At 71.5% G+C, this 17,092-nt stretch carries 16 protein-coding genes; 6 read left to right on the forward strand and 10 right to left on the reverse strand.

All coding sequences use genetic code 11. The annotated features are described in order from the left end of the window. Both C3481_RS07470 and C3481_RS07475 read right to left on the reverse strand, forming a co-directional pair. Positions 1 to 924 carry a DnaJ domain-containing protein gene (locus tag C3481_RS07470; protein WP_023952735.1) on the reverse strand — a complete coding sequence of 308 codons (924 nt, stop codon included), beginning with the start codon at positions 922 to 924 and terminating at the stop codon, positions 1 to 3. Positions 925 to 1,024: 100 nt separating this feature from the next. After that, a complete protein-coding gene (locus C3481_RS07475; RefSeq protein ID WP_103841449.1) occupies positions 1,025 to 2,095 on the reverse strand; it encodes an enoyl-CoA hydratase/isomerase family protein in 1,071 nt (356 codons plus the stop codon). An 86-nt stretch (positions 2,096 to 2,181) separates the two neighbouring features. On the opposite strand from C3481_RS07475, the gene C3481_RS07480 reads away from it, so the two are divergent. Then, a complete protein-coding gene (locus C3481_RS07480) occupies positions 2,182 to 3,114 on the forward strand; it encodes an ATP-binding cassette domain-containing protein (RefSeq protein ID WP_064956339.1) in 933 nt (310 codons plus the stop codon). Continuing rightward, the gene (locus C3481_RS07485) at positions 3,111 to 3,932 is read left to right on the forward strand and encodes an ABC transporter permease subunit (RefSeq protein ID WP_023952738.1); all 822 of its coding nucleotides are present in this window, start codon (positions 3,111 to 3,113) and stop codon (positions 3,930 to 3,932) included. Before C3481_RS07480 ends, C3481_RS07485 begins: the two co-directional genes overlap by 4 nt. On the opposite strand, the gene C3481_RS07490 is transcribed toward C3481_RS07485, so the two are convergent. From C3481_RS07490 to C3481_RS07515, 6 genes are all read right to left on the reverse strand, one after another. Beyond that, on the reverse strand, positions 3,899 to 4,318 hold the full coding sequence (locus C3481_RS07490) for a hypothetical protein (protein ID WP_023952739.1): 420 nt from the start codon (positions 4,316 to 4,318) through the stop codon (positions 3,899 to 3,901). The genes C3481_RS07485 and C3481_RS07490 overlap by 34 nt on opposite strands. Positions 4,319 to 4,388: 70 nt before the next feature. Continuing rightward, positions 4,389 to 5,186, reverse strand: coding sequence for a uroporphyrinogen-III synthase (locus tag C3481_RS07495; protein WP_023952740.1), 798 nt, complete (start codon positions 5,184 to 5,186; stop codon positions 4,389 to 4,391). A gap of 230 nt (positions 5,187 to 5,416) precedes the next feature. Continuing rightward, complete coding sequence (locus C3481_RS07500; protein WP_023952742.1) at positions 5,417 to 5,683, reverse strand: hypothetical protein; 267 nt, start codon at positions 5,681 to 5,683, stop codon at positions 5,417 to 5,419. Continuing rightward, positions 5,673 to 6,083: a phage holin family protein gene (locus C3481_RS07505; protein WP_023952744.1), complete on the reverse strand. Its 411-nt coding sequence runs from the start codon at positions 6,081 to 6,083 to the stop codon at positions 5,673 to 5,675. Before C3481_RS07505 ends, C3481_RS07500 begins: the two co-directional genes overlap by 11 nt. A gap of 1 nt (position 6,084) precedes the next feature. After that, positions 6,085 to 6,444: a hypothetical protein gene (locus tag C3481_RS07510; protein ID WP_023952746.1), complete on the reverse strand. Its 360-nt coding sequence runs from the start codon at positions 6,442 to 6,444 to the stop codon at positions 6,085 to 6,087. A 94-nt stretch (positions 6,445 to 6,538) separates the two neighbouring features. Further along, on the reverse strand, positions 6,539 to 7,933 hold the full coding sequence (locus C3481_RS07515) for an NAD(P)/FAD-dependent oxidoreductase (RefSeq protein ID WP_181021890.1): 1,395 nt from the start codon (positions 7,931 to 7,933) through the stop codon (positions 6,539 to 6,541). 40 nt (positions 7,934 to 7,973) lie between these two features. On the opposite strand from C3481_RS07515, the gene C3481_RS07520 reads away from it, so the two are divergent. Both C3481_RS07520 and C3481_RS07525 read left to right on the forward strand, forming a co-directional pair. Beyond that, the gene (locus C3481_RS07520) at positions 7,974 to 8,552 is read left to right on the forward strand and encodes an HhH-GPD-type base excision DNA repair protein (protein WP_064956431.1); all 579 of its coding nucleotides are present in this window, start codon (positions 7,974 to 7,976) and stop codon (positions 8,550 to 8,552) included. A gap of 97 nt (positions 8,553 to 8,649) precedes the next feature. Continuing rightward, the gene (locus C3481_RS07525) at positions 8,650 to 12,243 is read left to right on the forward strand and encodes an endo-1,4-beta-xylanase (RefSeq protein WP_103841453.1); all 3,594 of its coding nucleotides are present in this window, start codon (positions 8,650 to 8,652) and stop codon (positions 12,241 to 12,243) included. 104 nt (positions 12,244 to 12,347) lie between these two features. On the opposite strand, the gene C3481_RS07530 is transcribed toward C3481_RS07525, so the two are convergent. Beyond that, positions 12,348 to 13,736 (reverse strand): glycine--tRNA ligase, encoded by a 1,389-nt coding sequence (locus tag C3481_RS07530; RefSeq protein WP_103841455.1) that lies wholly within the window; start codon positions 13,734 to 13,736, stop codon positions 12,348 to 12,350. A 140-nt stretch (positions 13,737 to 13,876) separates the two neighbouring features. Here C3481_RS07530 and C3481_RS07535 point away from each other — a divergent pair, with 140 nt between their 5' ends. Both C3481_RS07535 and C3481_RS07540 read left to right on the forward strand, forming a co-directional pair. Continuing rightward, positions 13,877 to 15,262: a flotillin family protein gene (locus tag C3481_RS07535; protein WP_071918611.1), complete on the forward strand. Its 1,386-nt coding sequence runs from the start codon at positions 13,877 to 13,879 to the stop codon at positions 15,260 to 15,262. Between the two features lie 153 nt (positions 15,263 to 15,415). Next, complete coding sequence (locus C3481_RS07540; protein WP_023952758.1) at positions 15,416 to 16,222, forward strand: SDR family oxidoreductase; 807 nt, start codon at positions 15,416 to 15,418, stop codon at positions 16,220 to 16,222. A 128-nt stretch (positions 16,223 to 16,350) separates the two neighbouring features. Here C3481_RS07540 and C3481_RS07545 read toward each other — a convergent pair whose 3' ends face one another. Beyond that, the gene (locus C3481_RS07545; RefSeq protein ID WP_181021891.1) at positions 16,351 to 17,082 is read right to left on the reverse strand and encodes a GNAT family N-acetyltransferase; all 732 of its coding nucleotides are present in this window, start codon (positions 17,080 to 17,082) and stop codon (positions 16,351 to 16,353) included. Positions 17,083 to 17,092 lie beyond the last annotated feature (10 nt).

Consider the following 17,092-nt stretch of genomic DNA (forward strand, 5'->3'; position numbering starts at 1 on the left):
TCACACGAAGCGGACGGTCTGCTGCAGGCGGGTGCGGACGTCGAAGAGCTCGTTGCCGCCGATCTCGCGCGCCCCGGCGACGCCCCGGCGCAGCACGGTGGCGAGCGCGGAGCGGCCGACCACGGCGATCGCGAGCCCGCGCACACGTCCGAGCTCCTCGATGGCCTGCACGACGTCGTCGTCGGGCAGGACGACGATCGCGCCGCTGAACTTCACGCGAGCCGCGCGGCTGAGCGCGCGCGCCCGATGCACGAGCGTCGCGATCGGCGAGTCGACGCCCTCGCCGATCAGCTCGCCCCGCCGGGTGCGCACGGGGGTGCCGAAGTCCTCGGACAGCACGGCGTAGAGCCCCGAGGGCCCGAGCACGACGTGGTCGAGCTTCGCCTCGGGATCCCGCGGATCGGCGGCGACGTCGTGCCAGACCGTGTATCCCATGCCGAGGTCGGCGACGACCCGGGCGGTCGCCTCCTCGGCGAGCGCGTCGGCCAGCAGCCGCCTGATCTCGTGCGGCGCGGTGCGGACGAGGGCGGGGTCATAGGGGTCCTCGACCGGTGCGCCGCGTCCCACCCACTCCCGGATGAGGGTCAGGTAGCGCTCGCGACGCCAGCCGCCGGGCTGACCGAACGACCGCGCCCGCGGGCGCGTGTCGGCGGGTCGCTGCGGCGGCCGCCACGTCGGCGCATCGGGCGAGAACGTCGGTGCGTCCGCGAAACCGTGACCGCGGTCGTAGGCGGCCCGGGCAGCGGCCGTGCCGACGAGGTCCCATGCGCGCTGCACCTGCACGAACGTCACGGCGTCGCCGCCGGTGTCGGGGTGCGTCTGCCGCAGCCGGAGGCGGTAGGCGCGGCGGAGCTCCTCGTCGTCGACGTCGGGCGCGACCCCGAGCACGTCGTACGCAGAGGCGGACAGCGGACTGTCGAACACGAACCCTCCCTCGTGCGGCGCTGCCCCGGGACGGCGCGGACGCACAGCATCCCGAGACTATTACCTCGCCCGGAGGTGCGGCCCGGACGGACGCGCGAACTCAGTCAGTCCATAGGGCGAGTGCCGGCTCGAATGCGAACGCCTGCGTCACGACATCCGGGGCGAGATCGTCGCGGGATGCCGGTGACCACGAGGGAGCCCCGTCCTTGTCGACGAGGCGAGCGCGAATGCCCTCGACGAGGTCGGGCTGCGTCGTGGCGAACCAGAGCACGAGACCGTACTCCTGCGCCAGGACGGCCCGGAGCTCGTTCCGCTCGCGCGCTGCGCGGACGGCCGCGAGCGTCACGGCGAGAGCGGTCGGCGGAAGGGTCTCGAGCAGCTCCGCCGTCGCTCGCGCGTCCGGCTCGGCCCGATCCCGCAACCGTCCGATGATCTCGGCGACCGAATCGGCGGCGAAGGCGTCGTCGATCCAGGGCCGGGCGGCCTCGAGGCGAGCGGGCCCGGCGGTCTCGTCGAACAGGAGGACGAGCTCGGTCGCGGTCTGCGGATCGGCGCGGCTGACGAGAGCGTCGCGCAGATCGTCGAGCCGCTCGGAGGGAACGAGGTGGTCGGCGAAACCGGCGTAGATCGCGTCGGCGGCGTCCAACGACTCGCCGGTCAGGGCGAGGAACTCCCCCACACGACCCGGCGCGCGGGCGAGCAGCAGGCTCCCGCCGACGTCGGGGGTGAACCCGATGCGGACTTCGGGCATCGCGAGGCGCGACCGTTCGGTCACCACGCGCACCGCCGCATGGCCGGCGAGCCCGATGCCGCCTCCCATCGTCACGCCGTCGGCGAAGACGACAACGGGCTTCGGATACGCGGCGATGCGCGCGTTGAGCGCATACTCGGCACGGAAGAAGTGGGCCGTCTCGGCCATATCGCCCGCGACGATCTGGTCGTACAGGCCGCGGACGTCGCCGCCTGCGCACAGCCCGCGCTCCCCTGCACCGTCGAGCAGCACGGCATCCACACTCGGGTCGTGCTCCCACGCGTCGAGCGCGGCGGCGAGGTTCTCGATCATGCCGAGATCGAGGGCGTTGATGGCTCGCGGGCGGTCGAGCGTGAGGTGTCCCAGCGCACGATCGACACGGGCCCGGACACGCGAATCGGATGCTGCGGCGTCGGTCACCCTCGCCACGCTACCGCCCGGAGTTCGCGGTGAACGCGGCGTGTCGGGCAGGATGGGAGCCGAACCACCCGGCGAGAGGGGGCGCGATGGCGGACGGACAGGTGCTGGAGTTCACCGACGTGGCCAAACGTTTCGGCCCCGTCGCGGCGGTCGACGGTCTGACGGCGCGGGTCGAACCCGGCGCGGTCACCGGCTTCCTCGGGCCCAACGGCGCCGGCAAGACCACGACGCTGCGTATGCTCCTGGGCCTCATCGCCCCGACGTCGGGCTCGGCGACGATCGGCGGGCAGCGCTACCGCGATCTGAAGCACCCGCTGCAGACCGTCGGCGCCGTTCTCGAGTCGTCGAGCTTCCACCCCGGCCGATCGGCGGCGGCGCACCTGCGGGTCTACGCGCACGCCGCCGGGATCCCCGCGTCCCGCGTCGATGACGCCCTCGGCATCGTCGGTCTCGGCGACGTCGCCGGGCGGAAGGTCGGCGGGTTCTCGCTCGGGATGCGGCAGCGCCTCGGCCTCGCCTACGCACTGCTGGGCGACCCCGGCGTCCTGGTCCTCGACGAGCCGACGAACGGACTCGACCCCGAGGGCATCCGCTGGATCCGCCGCTTCCTCCGAGACCTCGCCGCCGAGGGACGCACCGTTCTGGTCTCGTCGCACCTGCTCGCGGAGGTGCAGCAGTCGGTCGATTCGCTCATGATCATCACGCGCGGCCGCCTCGTCTACCAGGGCGGCATCGAGCACGTCGTGCCGCAGGACGAGATCGCGACCGTCGTCGACGCCGAAGACCGCGAGGCGCTCCGCCGCGCCATCTCGGCCGCCGGCTTCGAAAGCGACGAGCGTCGCACCGGCCTCGCCGTGCGCGGAGCCGACGCCCCGACGGTCGGACGCATCGCCGCCGACGCCGGCATCGCCCTGACCGCGCTGCAACGAAAGGGTCCGGCGTTCGAAGAGGTCTTCCTCGAACTGGTGAGCGGCGCGCGCGTGCACCCGTCGGCCGCCACCGGGGAGGAGACGCGATGAACCTCGTGAACGCGACCCGATCGGAACTGACGAAGCAGTTCTCCACCTCGGTCTGGTGGGTGCTCCTGATCGTGCTCATCCTGTACATCGGCGGAACGGCCGGGGGCATGGCCGCCGTCTTCGCGGCCGGCGAGAACGGTTCCCTCCCCGGCACCACGTCGTTGCCGACCGGGCTCGGCGACCGACTGCCGAGCCTCATCTACGGGCTCGCGACCGCCATGGGATACGTCTTCCCGCTCGTCGTGGGCTCGCTGCTGGTGACCGGCGAGTACCGCCACAAGACCCTGACACCGACCTTCCTGGCCACGCCCCGGCGCGGCGTCGCGCTGGCCGCCAAGATGATCGCCGGCGTCGTGATGGGTCTCGTGTTCGGCGTCGCCGCCGTCGGGTCGACGGTCGCCGCCGGCGGCGGGATGCTGGCGCTGTTCGGCGTCGACCCGCAGCTCGGACGCCCCGAGACCTGGGCGTTCCTCGGACGGATGCTGCTCGCCCTCGTGCTCTGGGTGCTCGTGGGCATCGCGCTCGGCACCCTCATCCGCAACCAGATCGCCGCCGTCGTGGGCATCCTCGCCTTCACCCAGTTCGTCGAGCCGATCGCCCGCGTGGGAGCGAGCATGGTCGACGGGCTGGCCGACGTCGTGCGCTTCCTTCCGGGCGCCGCCTCGGATGCGCTCGCGGGCGACAGCATCTACGCGGCAATGGGCGGCAGCGCCGGTCAGCCGCTGGAGTGGTGGGCGGGCGGGCTCGTGCTCGCGGCCTACGCGGTCGTGTTCGCTGTGATCGGCTACGCCGTGTCGTGGCGGCGCGACGTCGCCTGATCGACCAGGTCCGCGACGTCTGCGGGCTCGTTCTCCACCTCGAGGCGCAGGGCACGCACGAGCGCGACCCCGTGCCGGGTCGTCAGGATCAGCCGCTGGAACTCGTCGTCGCCCTCGAGATCGACCACGACCGACGGCCGGCGACGCCGGACGAGCACGAAGTCGGTGCCGCCGGCCGACTCGAAGGAACCTGCCGCGATGACCGCGGGCACCAGAAGCCCCGGGCGCGGCACGCCGCGCAGCCACGACCACGCGTCATCCGTCAGCTGGACGCGCGCGATGTTCTCCCGTGACACCAGGACATTCCGCTGACGGAATGCCGCGGCACGCTCGGTCGCCGACAGCACGACTTCGAGCTGAGCGGAGTCGAGCAGAAGCGTCACCATGCATCTCAGTCTGCCAGTCGGACGCTCACGAGATGCTCACAGACCGGCAACGATCGCCGCCACGATCACGTCACGACGCGGGAGCGTCGGATGCCGGCGACGGCTGGCGTGCGATCGCATCGATGAGCGACGAGATCGTCGTCTCGGCCGCGACCACGTCGACGGCGAGACCGAGCTTGCGCGCGTCTCGCGCGGTTCGGGGACCGATCGCCGCGATCAGGGTCGAGGCGGGAAGGTCGGGGAACTGCTCGCTGACCTGCTCGGCGACGGAGCCGCTGGTCACGAGCACGGCGTTGATGCGCCCGCTCGCGACATCGGCGGCGATGCGCTCGGTCACCGGGACGCCGACGGTCCGGTAGGCCACGACGCTGCGGACATCGTGACCAGCTTCGACGAGCATCCGGGTGAGGACGGGTTTGGCCACCTCGCTGCGCAGCGCGAGGACGCGCGTGGGCTCGGCCTCGATGGCGAGGATCTGCTCGGCCAGCCCCGCCGCCGAATCGTCTTCGTCCGGCACGAGATCGACGCGGTACCCGACGGCGGTCAGCGCGGCCGCCGTGGTCTCGCCCACGGCGGCGACGCGGGTGTGCGCCGGGATCTCCGCCCGGTAGGCGTAGAGCACGTCGACGGTCGTCGCGCTGGTCAGAGTGATCCAGTCGAAGGCTCCCGCCGCGAGCTCGGCGAGTGCCCCCTCGAGATCGGCGACATCGGTCGTGGGCGCGAAGTTGACGAGCGGCGCGATGACCGGCGTAGCGCCCTGCGAACGCAGGAGAGCCGCGACCTGGTCGCCCCACGGGCCTCCGCGCGGCACGAGCACGCGCCACCCCCGAAGGGGCTTCTGCGGCTCGGGGCCGGGCTCGACATGCATATGGTGGCTCTCATGAGGCGCCACCGCCCCCGGAAGAGCGGCCGACGCACGTTCCTTCTCCGGGCGGTGCAGGCCCGGATGCGCAACATCGGCAGCATTCGCTCCATCGCCGCTGCCTCGTTGTCCGAGCATACTCCGCTGCGGACGCGAGGCGGCGGCGGGAGGTATCGATCCGGACTCGGTTGGCCGAGAACGGCTCGCCTCCCGCCCGCTGGGCGGACCCGACGGCGTCAGCGCGCGATCAGTCGGGCGATGCCCCAGACCACGGCGCCCACCGCGACGGCGACGCCGACCGCTGCCGCGGTCGCCCCGGCGGGGTTGCGCTGCGCGTATGCGCGCGCCTCGCGGCTGGCTCGGTCGGTGGCGATGACGGCGCGCTTGGGGAGGTTCGCCTTGTGCTCGATCGCGGCGAGCGCGGCCTTCAGCTCGGCGCGCGCCTTCTCGACCGGATCGGTGATGCCCAGCGGTACGGCGGTGTCGGGGAGCTCAGAACTCATCGGCCACTTCCTTCACGATCTTGGCGTCGGTGGAGATCGCCTGGGCGGGGTTCTGGCGCGAGCTCAGGCGCTTGAAGCGCAGGAGGCCCAGCACCGCGAACACGGCGGCGATCACGAGCAGGATCCCGATCACGATGAGCGACGCCGCCCAGGCGGGCAGCCACGACGACAGTCCGATGATCGCGAAGGCGCCGATGGCGGGGATCGTCCAGAAGAGGAAGAACAGCGCGACGATGAACCAGACGCCGCCGAGGCCGGCATCCTTTCCCGTCTTCTTGGCCCAGGCCTTCGCCGAGTCGATCTCGGCGACGACGAGGTTGCGGACCAGCTCGGGGATCTCGCCGATCAGGGTGAACAGGCTGTCGTCGGCGCGGTCGCGGAATCCGCGGGGCGTGCTCATCTCAGCTGTCCGCCACGGCGCTCGCGTCGGCGACCTTGCGTGCGTCGCGTTCAGCGGCCTTGCGCACGTCACCGGCGGCCTTCTCGCCCTCGGAGACGGCCGCGTCGAGCTTCTCGCCGGGAGTGCCGCTCTTGCTCGCGGCCTTCACGACCTTCTTCGCGCTGTCCCAGACGACGCTGGGCACGGCGAGGGCGGCTGACTTGCCGAGCTCGGTGACCTTGCCCACCTGCTTCTGCACGGGATCGAGCTCCCAGACCTGCTGGGCCTTCTCTTTGATCTGCTCGTAGCGCTGACGCCCGGCGCGTGCCCCGAGCACGTAGCCCGCGGCGAGTCCGACGGCGATGCCAATCTTGCCCCTCATGGGGTCTCCTCACGTTCGACGTTGCTGCGTGGTCCCAGGCTATCGCCGTATGCCGCCTCAGGTATCCACTCCCGTAACCGGGCGGAGCCGACTATCATGCCGGATCGACCCCGCGCCACAGCACCGCGTGGCGCGCCGCGTCGGCCTCGGCGATCGCGTCGGCGGCGACCCGCTCGAGACTGTTCCCCGACAGCCACCCGCCCACGAGCGCGAGCCCCGGAACCGAGCGCGCGCGGGACCGGATGCTCTGGACCGCCTCGTCATGACCGAGCAACGACGCCGGTGCCGCGCGGGAGTAGGTGATGCGCGCCGAGGCGCGGACGGCATCCGCCGGGATCGCTGCTCCGCTCAGCTCGGATGCCGCGATGCGCGCGGTCTCGACGACATCCGCATCGGGCGCTTCGGTGTAGGGAACGGTCACCCGGAGGATGTGCTCGCCCTCGGGCAGCGCCGCGCCGATCCAGGGCCACGTCCGCGAGATCGGACGCACGGTGACCGGCTCTGCCCCGGGGCCGATGACGAGTGACCCGCGACCGGGCAGGTCGACTCCGGCGATGCGCAGCAGCACGACATCCAACGGCTGCGGGCGCGGCTCGGCGCTCTCGGGAAGCTCGACGTGCGGGGCGAGCAGCCGTCGAGCGGTGTCTTCGTCTGCCGCGACGATCAGCAGGTCGGCAGGCACGGGCTCTTCGACGCCTTCGGCACGCACGAGCCAGGTGGCGCGCTCGCGACGGATCTCCGTCACGGCCGCGCCGGTGCGGATGTCGACGTCGAAGTCCCGCAGGCGAGCGTCGAGGGCATCGATCAGGCGGAATAGCCCGCCGCGCGGAGCCTGACGACGGGGTGAACCGGCGCGCAGGGTCTGCGCGACCGCGCCGCTGAGCGAGCCGGTCCGGGTGAGCGCGGGGTTGAGCGACGGTGCGGCGGCGTCGACGTCGATGAACTCGGGTGCGACGCCGTGTACGGCGAGCACGTAGGGCGCCACGAGGCGGTCGCGCACGCGCTCGCCCATGCGCGACGACACGAGCTCGCCCAGGCTGCGGCGACGCCCGACGGTCAGGGGCGGGCGAACGCGGTCGAGATAGGCCCGCCAGGCACCCCGGGTCTCGATGTGCCGCCGCACGTCCTCCGCCCACGGATTGGCGGGGATGCCGAGCACGGTCTCGGCAGGTGCCGGCGCGGGCCCGTTCGGGCCGGCACCGAGCCAGAGCTCGTCGTCGCGGGCGGTCTCGAGGTCGCCGGTCAGCCCGACCTCGTCGATCAGGGTCGCGAGGGTCTTCGCCGACGCCGGCAGGCCGTCGGCCGCGGCATCCACCGTCAGGTCGCCCAGCGCCGCGCGGTCGAGCGAGCCGCCGAGATGCGGCCCGGCCTCGATCAGCGTGACCCGCAGGCCGAGTCGCGCGCACTCCAGAGCCGCAACGACACCCGCCATTCCGCCGCCGACCACGACGACCCGGGTGTCGTGGGCGTGCGTCACGAGATCCGTCATCCCCCCATCCTGCCGTCTCGCCGATGAGAACATGGGGAGCATGAGCCTGCACATCACCGACGACGACGCCGCCGATCAGCTGCTGACCGAGAACCCGCTCGCGCTGCTGATCGGGATGCTGCTCGACCAGCAGATCGCCATGGAGACGGCGTTCACGGGCCCGCTGAAGATCCGCGAGCGCGCGGGGTCGGTCGACGCGGCGACGATCGCGGGATACGACCCCGAGGAGTTCGTCGAGGTCTTCCGCCAGACGCCCGCCGTGCACCGGTTCCCCGGGTCGATGGCAGGCCGCGTGCAGACGCTCTGCCAGACGATCGTGGACGACTGGGGTGGCGACGCCTCGGCGATCTGGACCTCCGGCGACCCGGATGGACCCACCGTCCTGAAGCGGCTCAAGGCGCTTCCCGGCTTCGGCGAGCAGAAGGCGAAGATCTTCCTCGCGCTCCTGGGCAAGCAGTACGGCTTCGCGGGCAGCGGATGGCGCGAGGCGGCGGGCTCCTACGGCGACGAGGGCTCCTTCCGCTCGGTGGCCGACATCGTCTCGCCCGAGTCGCTGACGAAGGTGCGCGAGTACAAGCGCGCGGCGAAAGCCGCTGCGAAGGAGGCAGCGAGCTCCTGATCATCGGGGGTTTTCGAAAAGGCTGGCGGAACGCGGCGGATATGTTTGAGTAGTCGACAATCCGTTCCCCCGGTCTGCGCAAAGGAGCGCTCGAACCATGCGAATTCGTCGACCCCGAATACTGGCAGTCGCGGCGACCGCGGCCCTCGCCGCACCGCTGCTCGCCGCGACGGGAGCCGCCGCGGCCCCCACGGCCGCCGCCCCCGTCATCGCCAACGATTTCTCGACCCCCTCACTCGGCGACGGGCTGACGCAGAGCGGCGGTGACGGCTCGACCCTCGGCTACGCCGACGGAGCCCTCGTCGTACACGACCGCGACGCCGACTACGTCGGCATCCAGACCGCGGCGGGCGTCCTCGAGCCCGAGACCGAATACACCGTCAGCGCGCGCCTGCGTCTCGCCGCCGGCACGCCCGACACGCAGGCGCGCTGGGTCGGCGTCCCCGGATACACCTGGATCGGCAACACGACCATCACGGCCGACGACTGGACGACCGTCACGGGGACCTGGACGTCGCCGGCCACCACCGAGGACGTGCGGCTGTACCTCGGCACGGGCGACATCGCCGGGACGGCCGCGTACACCTACCTCGTCGACGACGTCACCGTCACGGCGACGTCCGGCGATCCGGGCACGGATCCCGGAACCGTCCCGCAGACCCCCGGCACCGTTCTGATCGAGAGCGCGTTCGACGACGGCGCCCTCGGCGCCTGGCAGCCCCGGGTCGGGTCGAGCGGCGCGGGCCCGACCGTCGAGGTCGTGCCGGGCGGAGCCGACGAATCGTCGCACGCGGCACTCGTCAGCGACCGGACGCACGAGGGCGACGGCATCCTGCTGGACGTCACCGACACCCTCCTCGCGGGGCAGACCTACGCATTCTCGGCGGCCCTCCGCTTCGCGCCCGGCGCGGACCCCGGGCAGGGTCTCACCGTCTCGATGCGCACCGACGACGGCGGCACGGTCACCTACACCAACCTCCTGCAGGCCGAGAGCGTCTCGGCGACCGGATGGACGACCGTCGCCGGCGACATCACCGTGCCCGGTTACGACGCGGCCGCCGAGCTCTACATCGAGGCCCGCTACAACTCCGGCAACACCTCGCCGTTCCTCGTCGATCAGGTCCGGGTCACGGTGCCCGAGGCCGGCGAGGGCGACCTCGATCTCACGCCGCTGAAGAACACGACCGACTTCCCCGTCGGCGTCGCGATCGATCAGCGCGAGACCGGCGGTGCGGCATCCGACCTGCTCCGGCACCACTTCGACCAGATCACGCCCGAGAACCACATGAAGGTCGAGGCCTGGTACGACGACCAGCAGCGGTTCCAGCGCCACCCGCAGGCCACCGCGCTGCTCGACTACGCGGCCGCGAACGACCTGCGCCTCTACGGACATGTCCTGCTGTGGCACGCGCAGACCCCCGACTGGTTCTTCCAGGATGCGTCGGGGCGCGAGCTCGCCGACTCGGAAGCCGACAAGCAGCTGCTGCGCGACCGGCTCGCGACCCACATCGACGACGTCGCCCGATCGATCGCCGACGACTACGGCCTCTTCGGATCCGAGACCAATCCCCTCGTCGCGTGGGACGTCGTCAACGAGGTCATCTCCGATCAGGCGACGCCCGACGGCCTGCGGACCAGCCGGTGGCACGACGTCCTCGGCGAGGAGTTCATCCACCTCGCCTTCCGGCTCGCCGACCAGGCGTTCAACGTCGACTACGCCGCCCCGGGCTCGGACCGCCCCGTGAAGCTGTTCATCAACGACTACAACACCGAGCAGGACGCCAAGGGCACGCAGTACGAGGCCCTCATCCGGCGGATGCTGGATGCCGGGACGCCGCTCGACGGGGTGGGCCACCAGTTCCACGTCTCGATCAACACCCCCGTCAGCGCTCTCGAGAGCACGCTCGACCGGTTCGCCGGTCTCGGCCTCATGCAGGCCGTCACCGAGCTCGACGTCACGGTCAACCCCGCCACCGCCGCGAACCTCGCGCGCCAGGGGTACTACTACCGCGACGCGTTCGACGTGTTCCGCGACTACCACGCCGGGGCACCGGCATCCGAGGGGCTCTACTCGGTCACCGTCTGGGGTCTCACCGACGCGCGTTCGTGGCGCTCGGAGCAGGCGCCGCTGCTGTTCGCGGGCGACCTGAGCGCGAAGTCGGCGTTCTACGGCGCGATCGGCCAGGACGACGGCCTGCCGCCGCTCGTGACGACCGCGGATGTGTTCCGCGGCGACGTCGACCTCGACGGGGCGATCGTCGACTCCCCCGCGTGGCGCAACCTGCCCGAGCATCCGCTCACCGGCGACGCCGGCGGCTTCCAGACGCGCTGGAGCGACGACCATCTCACAGTGCTGGTCCGCTCGAACGCGCGGCCCGAGCGGATCGAGTTCACCTACGGCGACGACCAGGCCGTCTTCGGCGCCGGCGGCACGCTCGCTGGCCGGACCGTCGAGGCCGAGGGCGCGTTCTACTCCGTCGTCCGGCTGCCGCACGAGGCGCCCACCGTGGGCGCGACAGCCGCGTTCGATGTGCGCGTCTTCAGTGCGGACGGCCTCGCCGGATCATGGAACTCCGCGGGCGCGACGGGTCAGCTGACCTTCTACGAGGAGCTGTCGTACCTCGAGATCCCCCGCGCCGAGGCGATCACGGTCGACGCGGTCGTGGACGACGCGTGGGCTGCCGCGCCGCGGATCGAGACCGCCAAGCGCGTCGAGGGCGACGCCGCCGGGGCGAGAGCGACGGTCCGCACGCTCTGGCGCGACAACGTGCTCTACGCGCTGTTCGAGGTCGTCGACCCCGAGATCGACACCGCGAACAGCGACCCCTGGAACCGCGACGGCGTCGAGATCTTCCTCGACCTCGGAAACACGAAGAACGGCGCGTACGGTCCCAACGACACGCAGATCCGCATCACCGTGGACGGCGACGTCACCTTCGGCACCGGCAACGAGGCGCTCCAGCGATCACGACTGCTCGAGAGCGCGACCGCCCGCACCGCCGACGGGTACATCGTCGAGGCGGCGATCGACCTCGTCGGCCAGTCCGGCGGGCAGAGCGACGTTCCGCTCGGCGGCGCCGGCACCTTCCAGGGCTTCGACGCGCAGGTGAACGACGCCCGCGGCGGGTCGCGCTTCGCCGTGCACACGTGGGCCGAGCCGACCGGAACGGGCTACCAGACCACCTCGCGGTGGGGCGTCCTGCACCTCGTCGAGTCGGTGACCACGCCCGGCGAACCGGGCGAACCCGCCGCGTGGGCGACGATCGACGTCGGCGACGGCCGTGTCGCCCAGGGCGGATCGCTGCCCGTGCGGGTCTCGGGCCTCGAGCCGCAACAACAGATCGGCGCCACGCTCTACAGCGATCCGATCGTCGTCAGCGGCATCCCCGCGGCCGACGCGTCGGGCGAGGTGCGCTTCACCGTCGACATCCCCCGCGACCTCGAGCTCGGCGAGCACACGCTCGTGATCACCTCACCAGGGTTGGACGACATCCGTGTGGCCGTGACGGTCGTGAGCGCGGCCGGCAGCGGCGGCGCGGGCGGCAGCGGCGGCGCGGGCGGCACGGCCAGTGCGGGCAGCAGCCTCAGCGCGACCGGCGGCGAACTGCCGTGGGGCGCAGCACTCGCGGCCGCGGTCCTCCTGACCGCCGGCGGCCTGTTCCTCGCGCTCCGTCGTCGCCGGACCCCCTGACCCGCGGTCTCGACCTCGGGCACGAACGTCGGAGAAAAGCGCGAACCTCGGAGTCCATCACAGGATGGCTCCGAGGTTCGCGACGTTCTCCGCCCGCAGGTGCGTCAGGCGCCGCGCAGGCGCTCGGCGAGGTAGCCCTCGAGCGCGTCGAGGGCGATGCGCTCCTGGGCCATCGAGTCGCGGTCGCGCACCGTGACGGCGCGGTCATCGAGCGAGTCGAAGTCGACGGTGACGCAGAACGGCGTGCCGACCTCGTCCTGACGGCGGTAGCGGCGCCCGATCGCGCCGGCGTCGTCGAAGTCGATGTTCCAGCCGCGGCCCCGGAGGGTGTCGGCGACCTCGCGCGCCAGCGGCGACAGGCGCTCGTTGCGGCTGAGCGGCAGCACCGCCACCTTCACGGGAGCCAGGCGCGGGTCGAGGCGCAGCACGGTGCGGGTGTCGACGCCGCCCTTCGCGTTCGGCACCTCTTCCTCGTCGTAGGCGTCGACGAGGAAGGCCATCATCGCGCGCGTCAGACCGAACGAGGGCTCGATGACGTACGGCGTGTACTTCTCGCCGGAGGCCTGGTCGAAGTAGGTCAGCGACTGACCGGATGCCTCGGAGTGGCTGCCCAGGTCGTAGTCGGTGCGGTTCGCGACGCCCATGAGCTCGCCCCACTCCTTGCCCGGGAATCCGAAGCGGTACTCGACGTCGATCGTGCCGGCGGAGTAGTGGGCGCGGTCGTCCTCGGGAACGTCGAAGCGCCGCATGTTGTCGGCGTCGATGCCGAGCTCGATGAACCAGTTCCAGCACGCCTCGACCCAGTGCTCGAACCACTGCTGCGCCTCGACGGGCGGCGTGAAGAACTCGATCTCCATCTGCTCGAACTCGCGCGTGCGGAAGATGAAGTTGCCCGGCGTGATCTCGTTGCGGAACGCCTTGCCGACCTGGCCGATGCCGAACGGCGGCTTCTTGCGGCTCGCGGTCAGCACGTTCGAGAAGTTCACGAAGATGCCCTGAGCGGTCTCGGGGCGCAGGAAGTACAGGCCGGTCTCGTCGTCGACGACGCCGAGGTAGGTCTTCACCAGGCCCGAGAACGACTTGGGCTCGGTGTACTGACCCTTCGTGCCGCAGTTCGGGCACGGGACATCGGCCAGACCGTTCTCGGCCGTGCGGCCCTTGCGCGCCTCGAAGTCCTCGATGAGGGTGTCCTCGCGGAAGCGCTTGTGGCACTGCAGGCACTCGACCAGGGGGTCGGTGAAGGTCGCGACGTGGCCGGAGGCCTCCCAGACGCGCTTGGGCAGGATGATCGATGAGTCCAGGCCGACCATGTCGCCGCGACCGCGGACGAACGTCTGCCACCACTGACGGCGGATGTTCTCCTTGAGTTCGGTGCCGAGGGGGCCGTAGTCCCACGCGGAGCGCGAACCGCCGTAGATCTCCCCCGCCTGGAAGACGAACCCGCGGTGACGGGCGAGGGCGATGACTTTGTCGAGGCGGGACTGCTCGGCCACAGGTGGCTCCTCATGGTCGTTTTCGGGATGCGCCAGCGGCGCGGATGCCGCAGACAACGGCATCCTCGATTCTAGTCGCGCCGCGCAGGCCGACCCCGATACGGTCGAAGCACACATCGTTACGCACGGGAAAGGTCAGCATGGAAGCTCTATTCGCCGGAGGCGCGCTCGTGATCGGCGGCATCGCCGTGATCGCCGTCATCATCCTTCTCATCTTCCTGCTGGTCATGGTGCGGGCCTGGTACAAGGTCGCCAAGGCCGACCAGGCGCTCGTCGTCGTCGGTCGCAACCAGAAGAACGCGGCGGGAGACTCCTCGCGCATCTCGGTCATCACTGGAGGCGGCGCCCTCGTCAACCCGCTGACCCAGCGCGCCGAGATGATCTCGCTGCGTGCACGTCAGATCAAGATGGAGCCCACGGCTCAGGCATCCAACGGCGTCACCGTCATGGTCGCGGGCGTCGCGCTCGTGAAGATCGGCTCGGACCCGGAGTTCGTCCGTCGCGCCGCCGAGCGCTTCCTGTCGCAGGACGGCGCGATCGAGCAGTTCACGACCGAGCAGCTCGAGGGCGCGCTCCGCGGCGTCGTCGCGACGCTGACCGTCGAGCAGCTGATGAAGGACCGCCAGAAGCTGTCGGACCAGATCGCCGAGGGCATCAAGAGCGACCTGCTGGCCCAGGGCCTCATCCTCGACTCGTTCCAGATCCAGGGCATCACCGACAAGAACGGCTACATCGACGCCCTCGGCGCGACCGAGGTCGAGCGCGTGCGCCGCGAGGCCGAGGTCGCCCGCATCAACGCGGCCCGCGAGGTCAAGGCGCGTCAGCTCGCCACCGACGAGGCGAACCTGATCGAGCAGACCGCGTACGACAAGAACTCCGCCGCCGCCTCCGCCGAGGTCGGTCGCGCCCGTGCCGAGGCGGAGCAGGCCGAGGCCCTCGCCCGGGCACAGCGCGAGCAGGACGTGCTGCTGCAGGCCGCCGAGAACCGGCAGGCCCAGCTCGACGCCGACATCAAGAAGGTCGCCGACGCCTCGCTCTACGAGCGCCAGCGCAAGGCCGACGCCGACGCGTACGCCGAGGTCAAGGCCGCCGAGGCCCGCGCCCAGATCGCCGCCCAGGAGGCCGAGGCCACGCGTCTGCGTGCTCAGGCCGAGGCCGACGCCGTGCGCCTGGCGGGTGAGGCCCGCGCCGAGGCGATCGAGGCCGAGGCCGCCGCCATCGCTCAGAACCAGGAGGCCCTGCTCGCGCAGCGTGCGATCGAGGCCCTCGTGCCGCTGATGACCGAGTTCGCCCGCGGCTTCGACAAGGTCGGTTCCATCACGGTGCTCGGCGGCGACGGCGCGTCGAGCCACATCGCCTCCGAGAGCGCGTCGAGCATGCGTGCCACCTTCGACGCGGTGCAGGCGACGACCGGCATCGATCTGCGCCAGATCATCCAGGGCCAGGCAACCGGCCGCGGTGTCGCCCAGGGTCTGCGGGAGGACGACGCCGCCGCGGCTGCTCCGGCTGCGGCCCCGGCGGAGTGACCCCGCGCTGACTCCTCAGATCCGACGACGCCCCGTCTCACCTCCCGTGTGATGACGGGGCGCCGTCGGTCTCGGGCGCCCGGATCCGAGGAGTTACCGCGCGCCCTTGTCAACCGGGTGCGCCGCCACGCCGTCCGTTCGTAGCGTCAGGACATGACCTTCACTCCTCGCCGTGCCATCGTGACCGCTTCCGATTCGGGGATCGGCCGCGCGACCGCCCTCGCCCTCGCCGACGCCGGAATGGACGTCGGGGTCACCTGGCACTCCGATGAGGAGGGCGCGAACGAGACCGCCGAGGGTGTCCGGGCCCGGGGCCGCAAGGCCGTCGTCGCGCAGTTCGACGCGACCGAGTTCGAGAAGGTCCCCGGTGTCATCGAGCAGCTCGCCGCAGACCTCGGCGGCCTCGACGTCTTCGTCAACAACGCCGGCGGGGGCACCGGGGGGCCCGTGCTCGACCTCGACCTCGACGGCTGGCGCACGGTCGTCGCGCTCAACCTCGACGGCGCCTTCCTCGGGATGCAGACCGCCGCGAAGCTCATGGCGGATGCCGGCGACGGCGGCCGCATCATCGCGGTGACGAGCGTCCACGGCTCGCAGCCGCGCGTGGGCTCGGCCGCCTACGTCGCCTCGAAGCACGGGCTCGAGGGCCTCGTGAAGACGATGGCGCAGGAGCTCGGCCCCCGTGACATCACCGTCAACTCCGTCGCCCCGGGCGAGATCGCGACGCCCATCAACGACATGGAGGGCGACGAGGCCGAGAAGACCCACCGTCCCGGCATCCCGATCCCGCGCCCCGGCAAGCCCGAGGAGATCGCAGCCGTGGTGGCCTTCCTCGCCTCGCCGGCCTCGTCGTACGTCACCGGCGCAACGTGGGTCGTCGACGGCGGGATGCTGCAGATGGGCCCGCAGGCCGGCTCGCACATGGAGTCCGACGACTGGCGCGACGCCGGCGCCGAGTAGCCCGCGCCACCCCGACGCACACCCCGAGGTCCCACTTGGGCCGGTTACTCAGAGCTGATACCCGGCCCGAGTGGGACCTCGCTCGGTTGCGGCTGCGGCTGCGATTGCGGATGCAGGCGCAGGTCAGGTCAGGGCCGGACGAGGAGGTAGCCGCGCTGGTCGTCGAAGCCGCCGACGGAGAGCCCGGCCGCGAAGTGCTCGAGGAACTGCAGGCGCACGCGGTCGCGCCAGGCGTCGGCTTCGGCCGGGGACGCGGCGCGGATGGCATGGATGTCGTCGGGCACCTCGATCGTCGCGACGATCCGGTCGTCGGACGGACGCTCCTGCGGCGGCGCCGCGAGCGGCCACGTCACCATGAGGCGGTCGGTGACCTCGCCGCGGTTGATGCCGTCGTCCATGAGGCCGTACTGGTCGACGAGGTAGTCGCTGATGCGGGCTCCGAGCACCTGGAGGTTGAAGTGCGCGTTGCGCGCGAACAGCGGGTCGAAGGTCCACGTGATCGTGCCGACCTCGCGGGCGAAGGCCCACGCCCGCTGATGCTGCTTGAGCACGCGTCCGAGCCCCTGCTGCTGGTACTCCGGCAGCACACCGGTCACGTGCGAGTGCATCGACCGCGCTCCGGGCTCGGCGAAGAACGCCACCGACGCGCCGACGACCCGGTCGCCGTCGAAGAGGCCGACCACGTAGTTGCCCGAGTAGGCCAGCGCGCGCATGAGGTTCGTGGGCACCGAATCGCGGTCGCCGCCCCACACCTCGCGCAGCACCGCGGCGCCGGCGAAGATGTCGGCGACGGTCTCGAGGGGGCGGATGTCGATCCCCGCGGGCACGTCGGCTGGGATCGGGGGAACGCTCTCGCTCATGAGCCCACCC

The organism is Microbacterium sp. Ru50, assembly GCF_002920555.1.
GTDB lineage: Bacteria > Actinomycetota > Actinomycetes > Actinomycetales > Microbacteriaceae > Microbacterium > Microbacterium arborescens.

Coding starts and splice junctions, on each gene's coding strand:
- C3481_RS07510 (WP_023952746.1), bottom strand. CDS start 6,444: ATGAGGGGCAAGATTGGCATCGCCGTCGGACTCGCCGCGGGCTACGTG.
- C3481_RS07515 (WP_181021890.1), bottom strand. CDS start 7,933: ATGACGGATCTCGTGACGCACGCCCACGACACCCGGGTCGTCGTGGTC.
- C3481_RS07505 (WP_023952744.1), bottom strand. CDS start 6,083: ATGAGCACGCCCCGCGGATTCCGCGACCGCGCCGACGACAGCCTGTTC.
- C3481_RS07490 (WP_023952739.1), bottom strand. CDS start 4,318: ATGGTGACGCTTCTGCTCGACTCCGCTCAGCTCGAAGTCGTGCTGTCG.
- C3481_RS07495 (WP_023952740.1), bottom strand. CDS start 5,186: ATGCATGTCGAGCCCGGCCCCGAGCCGCAGAAGCCCCTTCGGGGGTGG.
- C3481_RS07535 (WP_071918611.1), top strand. CDS start 13,877: ATGGAAGCTCTATTCGCCGGAGGCGCGCTCGTGATCGGCGGCATCGCC.
- C3481_RS07520 (WP_064956431.1), top strand. CDS start 7,974: ATGAGCCTGCACATCACCGACGACGACGCCGCCGATCAGCTGCTGACC.
- C3481_RS07540 (WP_023952758.1), top strand. CDS start 15,416: ATGACCTTCACTCCTCGCCGTGCCATCGTGACCGCTTCCGATTCGGGG.
- C3481_RS07480 (WP_064956339.1), top strand. CDS start 2,182: ATGGCGGACGGACAGGTGCTGGAGTTCACCGACGTGGCCAAACGTTTC.
- C3481_RS07545 (WP_181021891.1), bottom strand. CDS start 17,082: ATGAGCGAGAGCGTTCCCCCGATCCCAGCCGACGTGCCCGCGGGGATC.
- C3481_RS07500 (WP_023952742.1), bottom strand. CDS start 5,683: ATGAGTTCTGAGCTCCCCGACACCGCCGTACCGCTGGGCATCACCGAT.
- C3481_RS07485 (WP_023952738.1), top strand. CDS start 3,111: ATGAACCTCGTGAACGCGACCCGATCGGAACTGACGAAGCAGTTCTCC.
- C3481_RS07525 (WP_103841453.1), top strand. CDS start 8,650: ATGCGAATTCGTCGACCCCGAATACTGGCAGTCGCGGCGACCGCGGCC.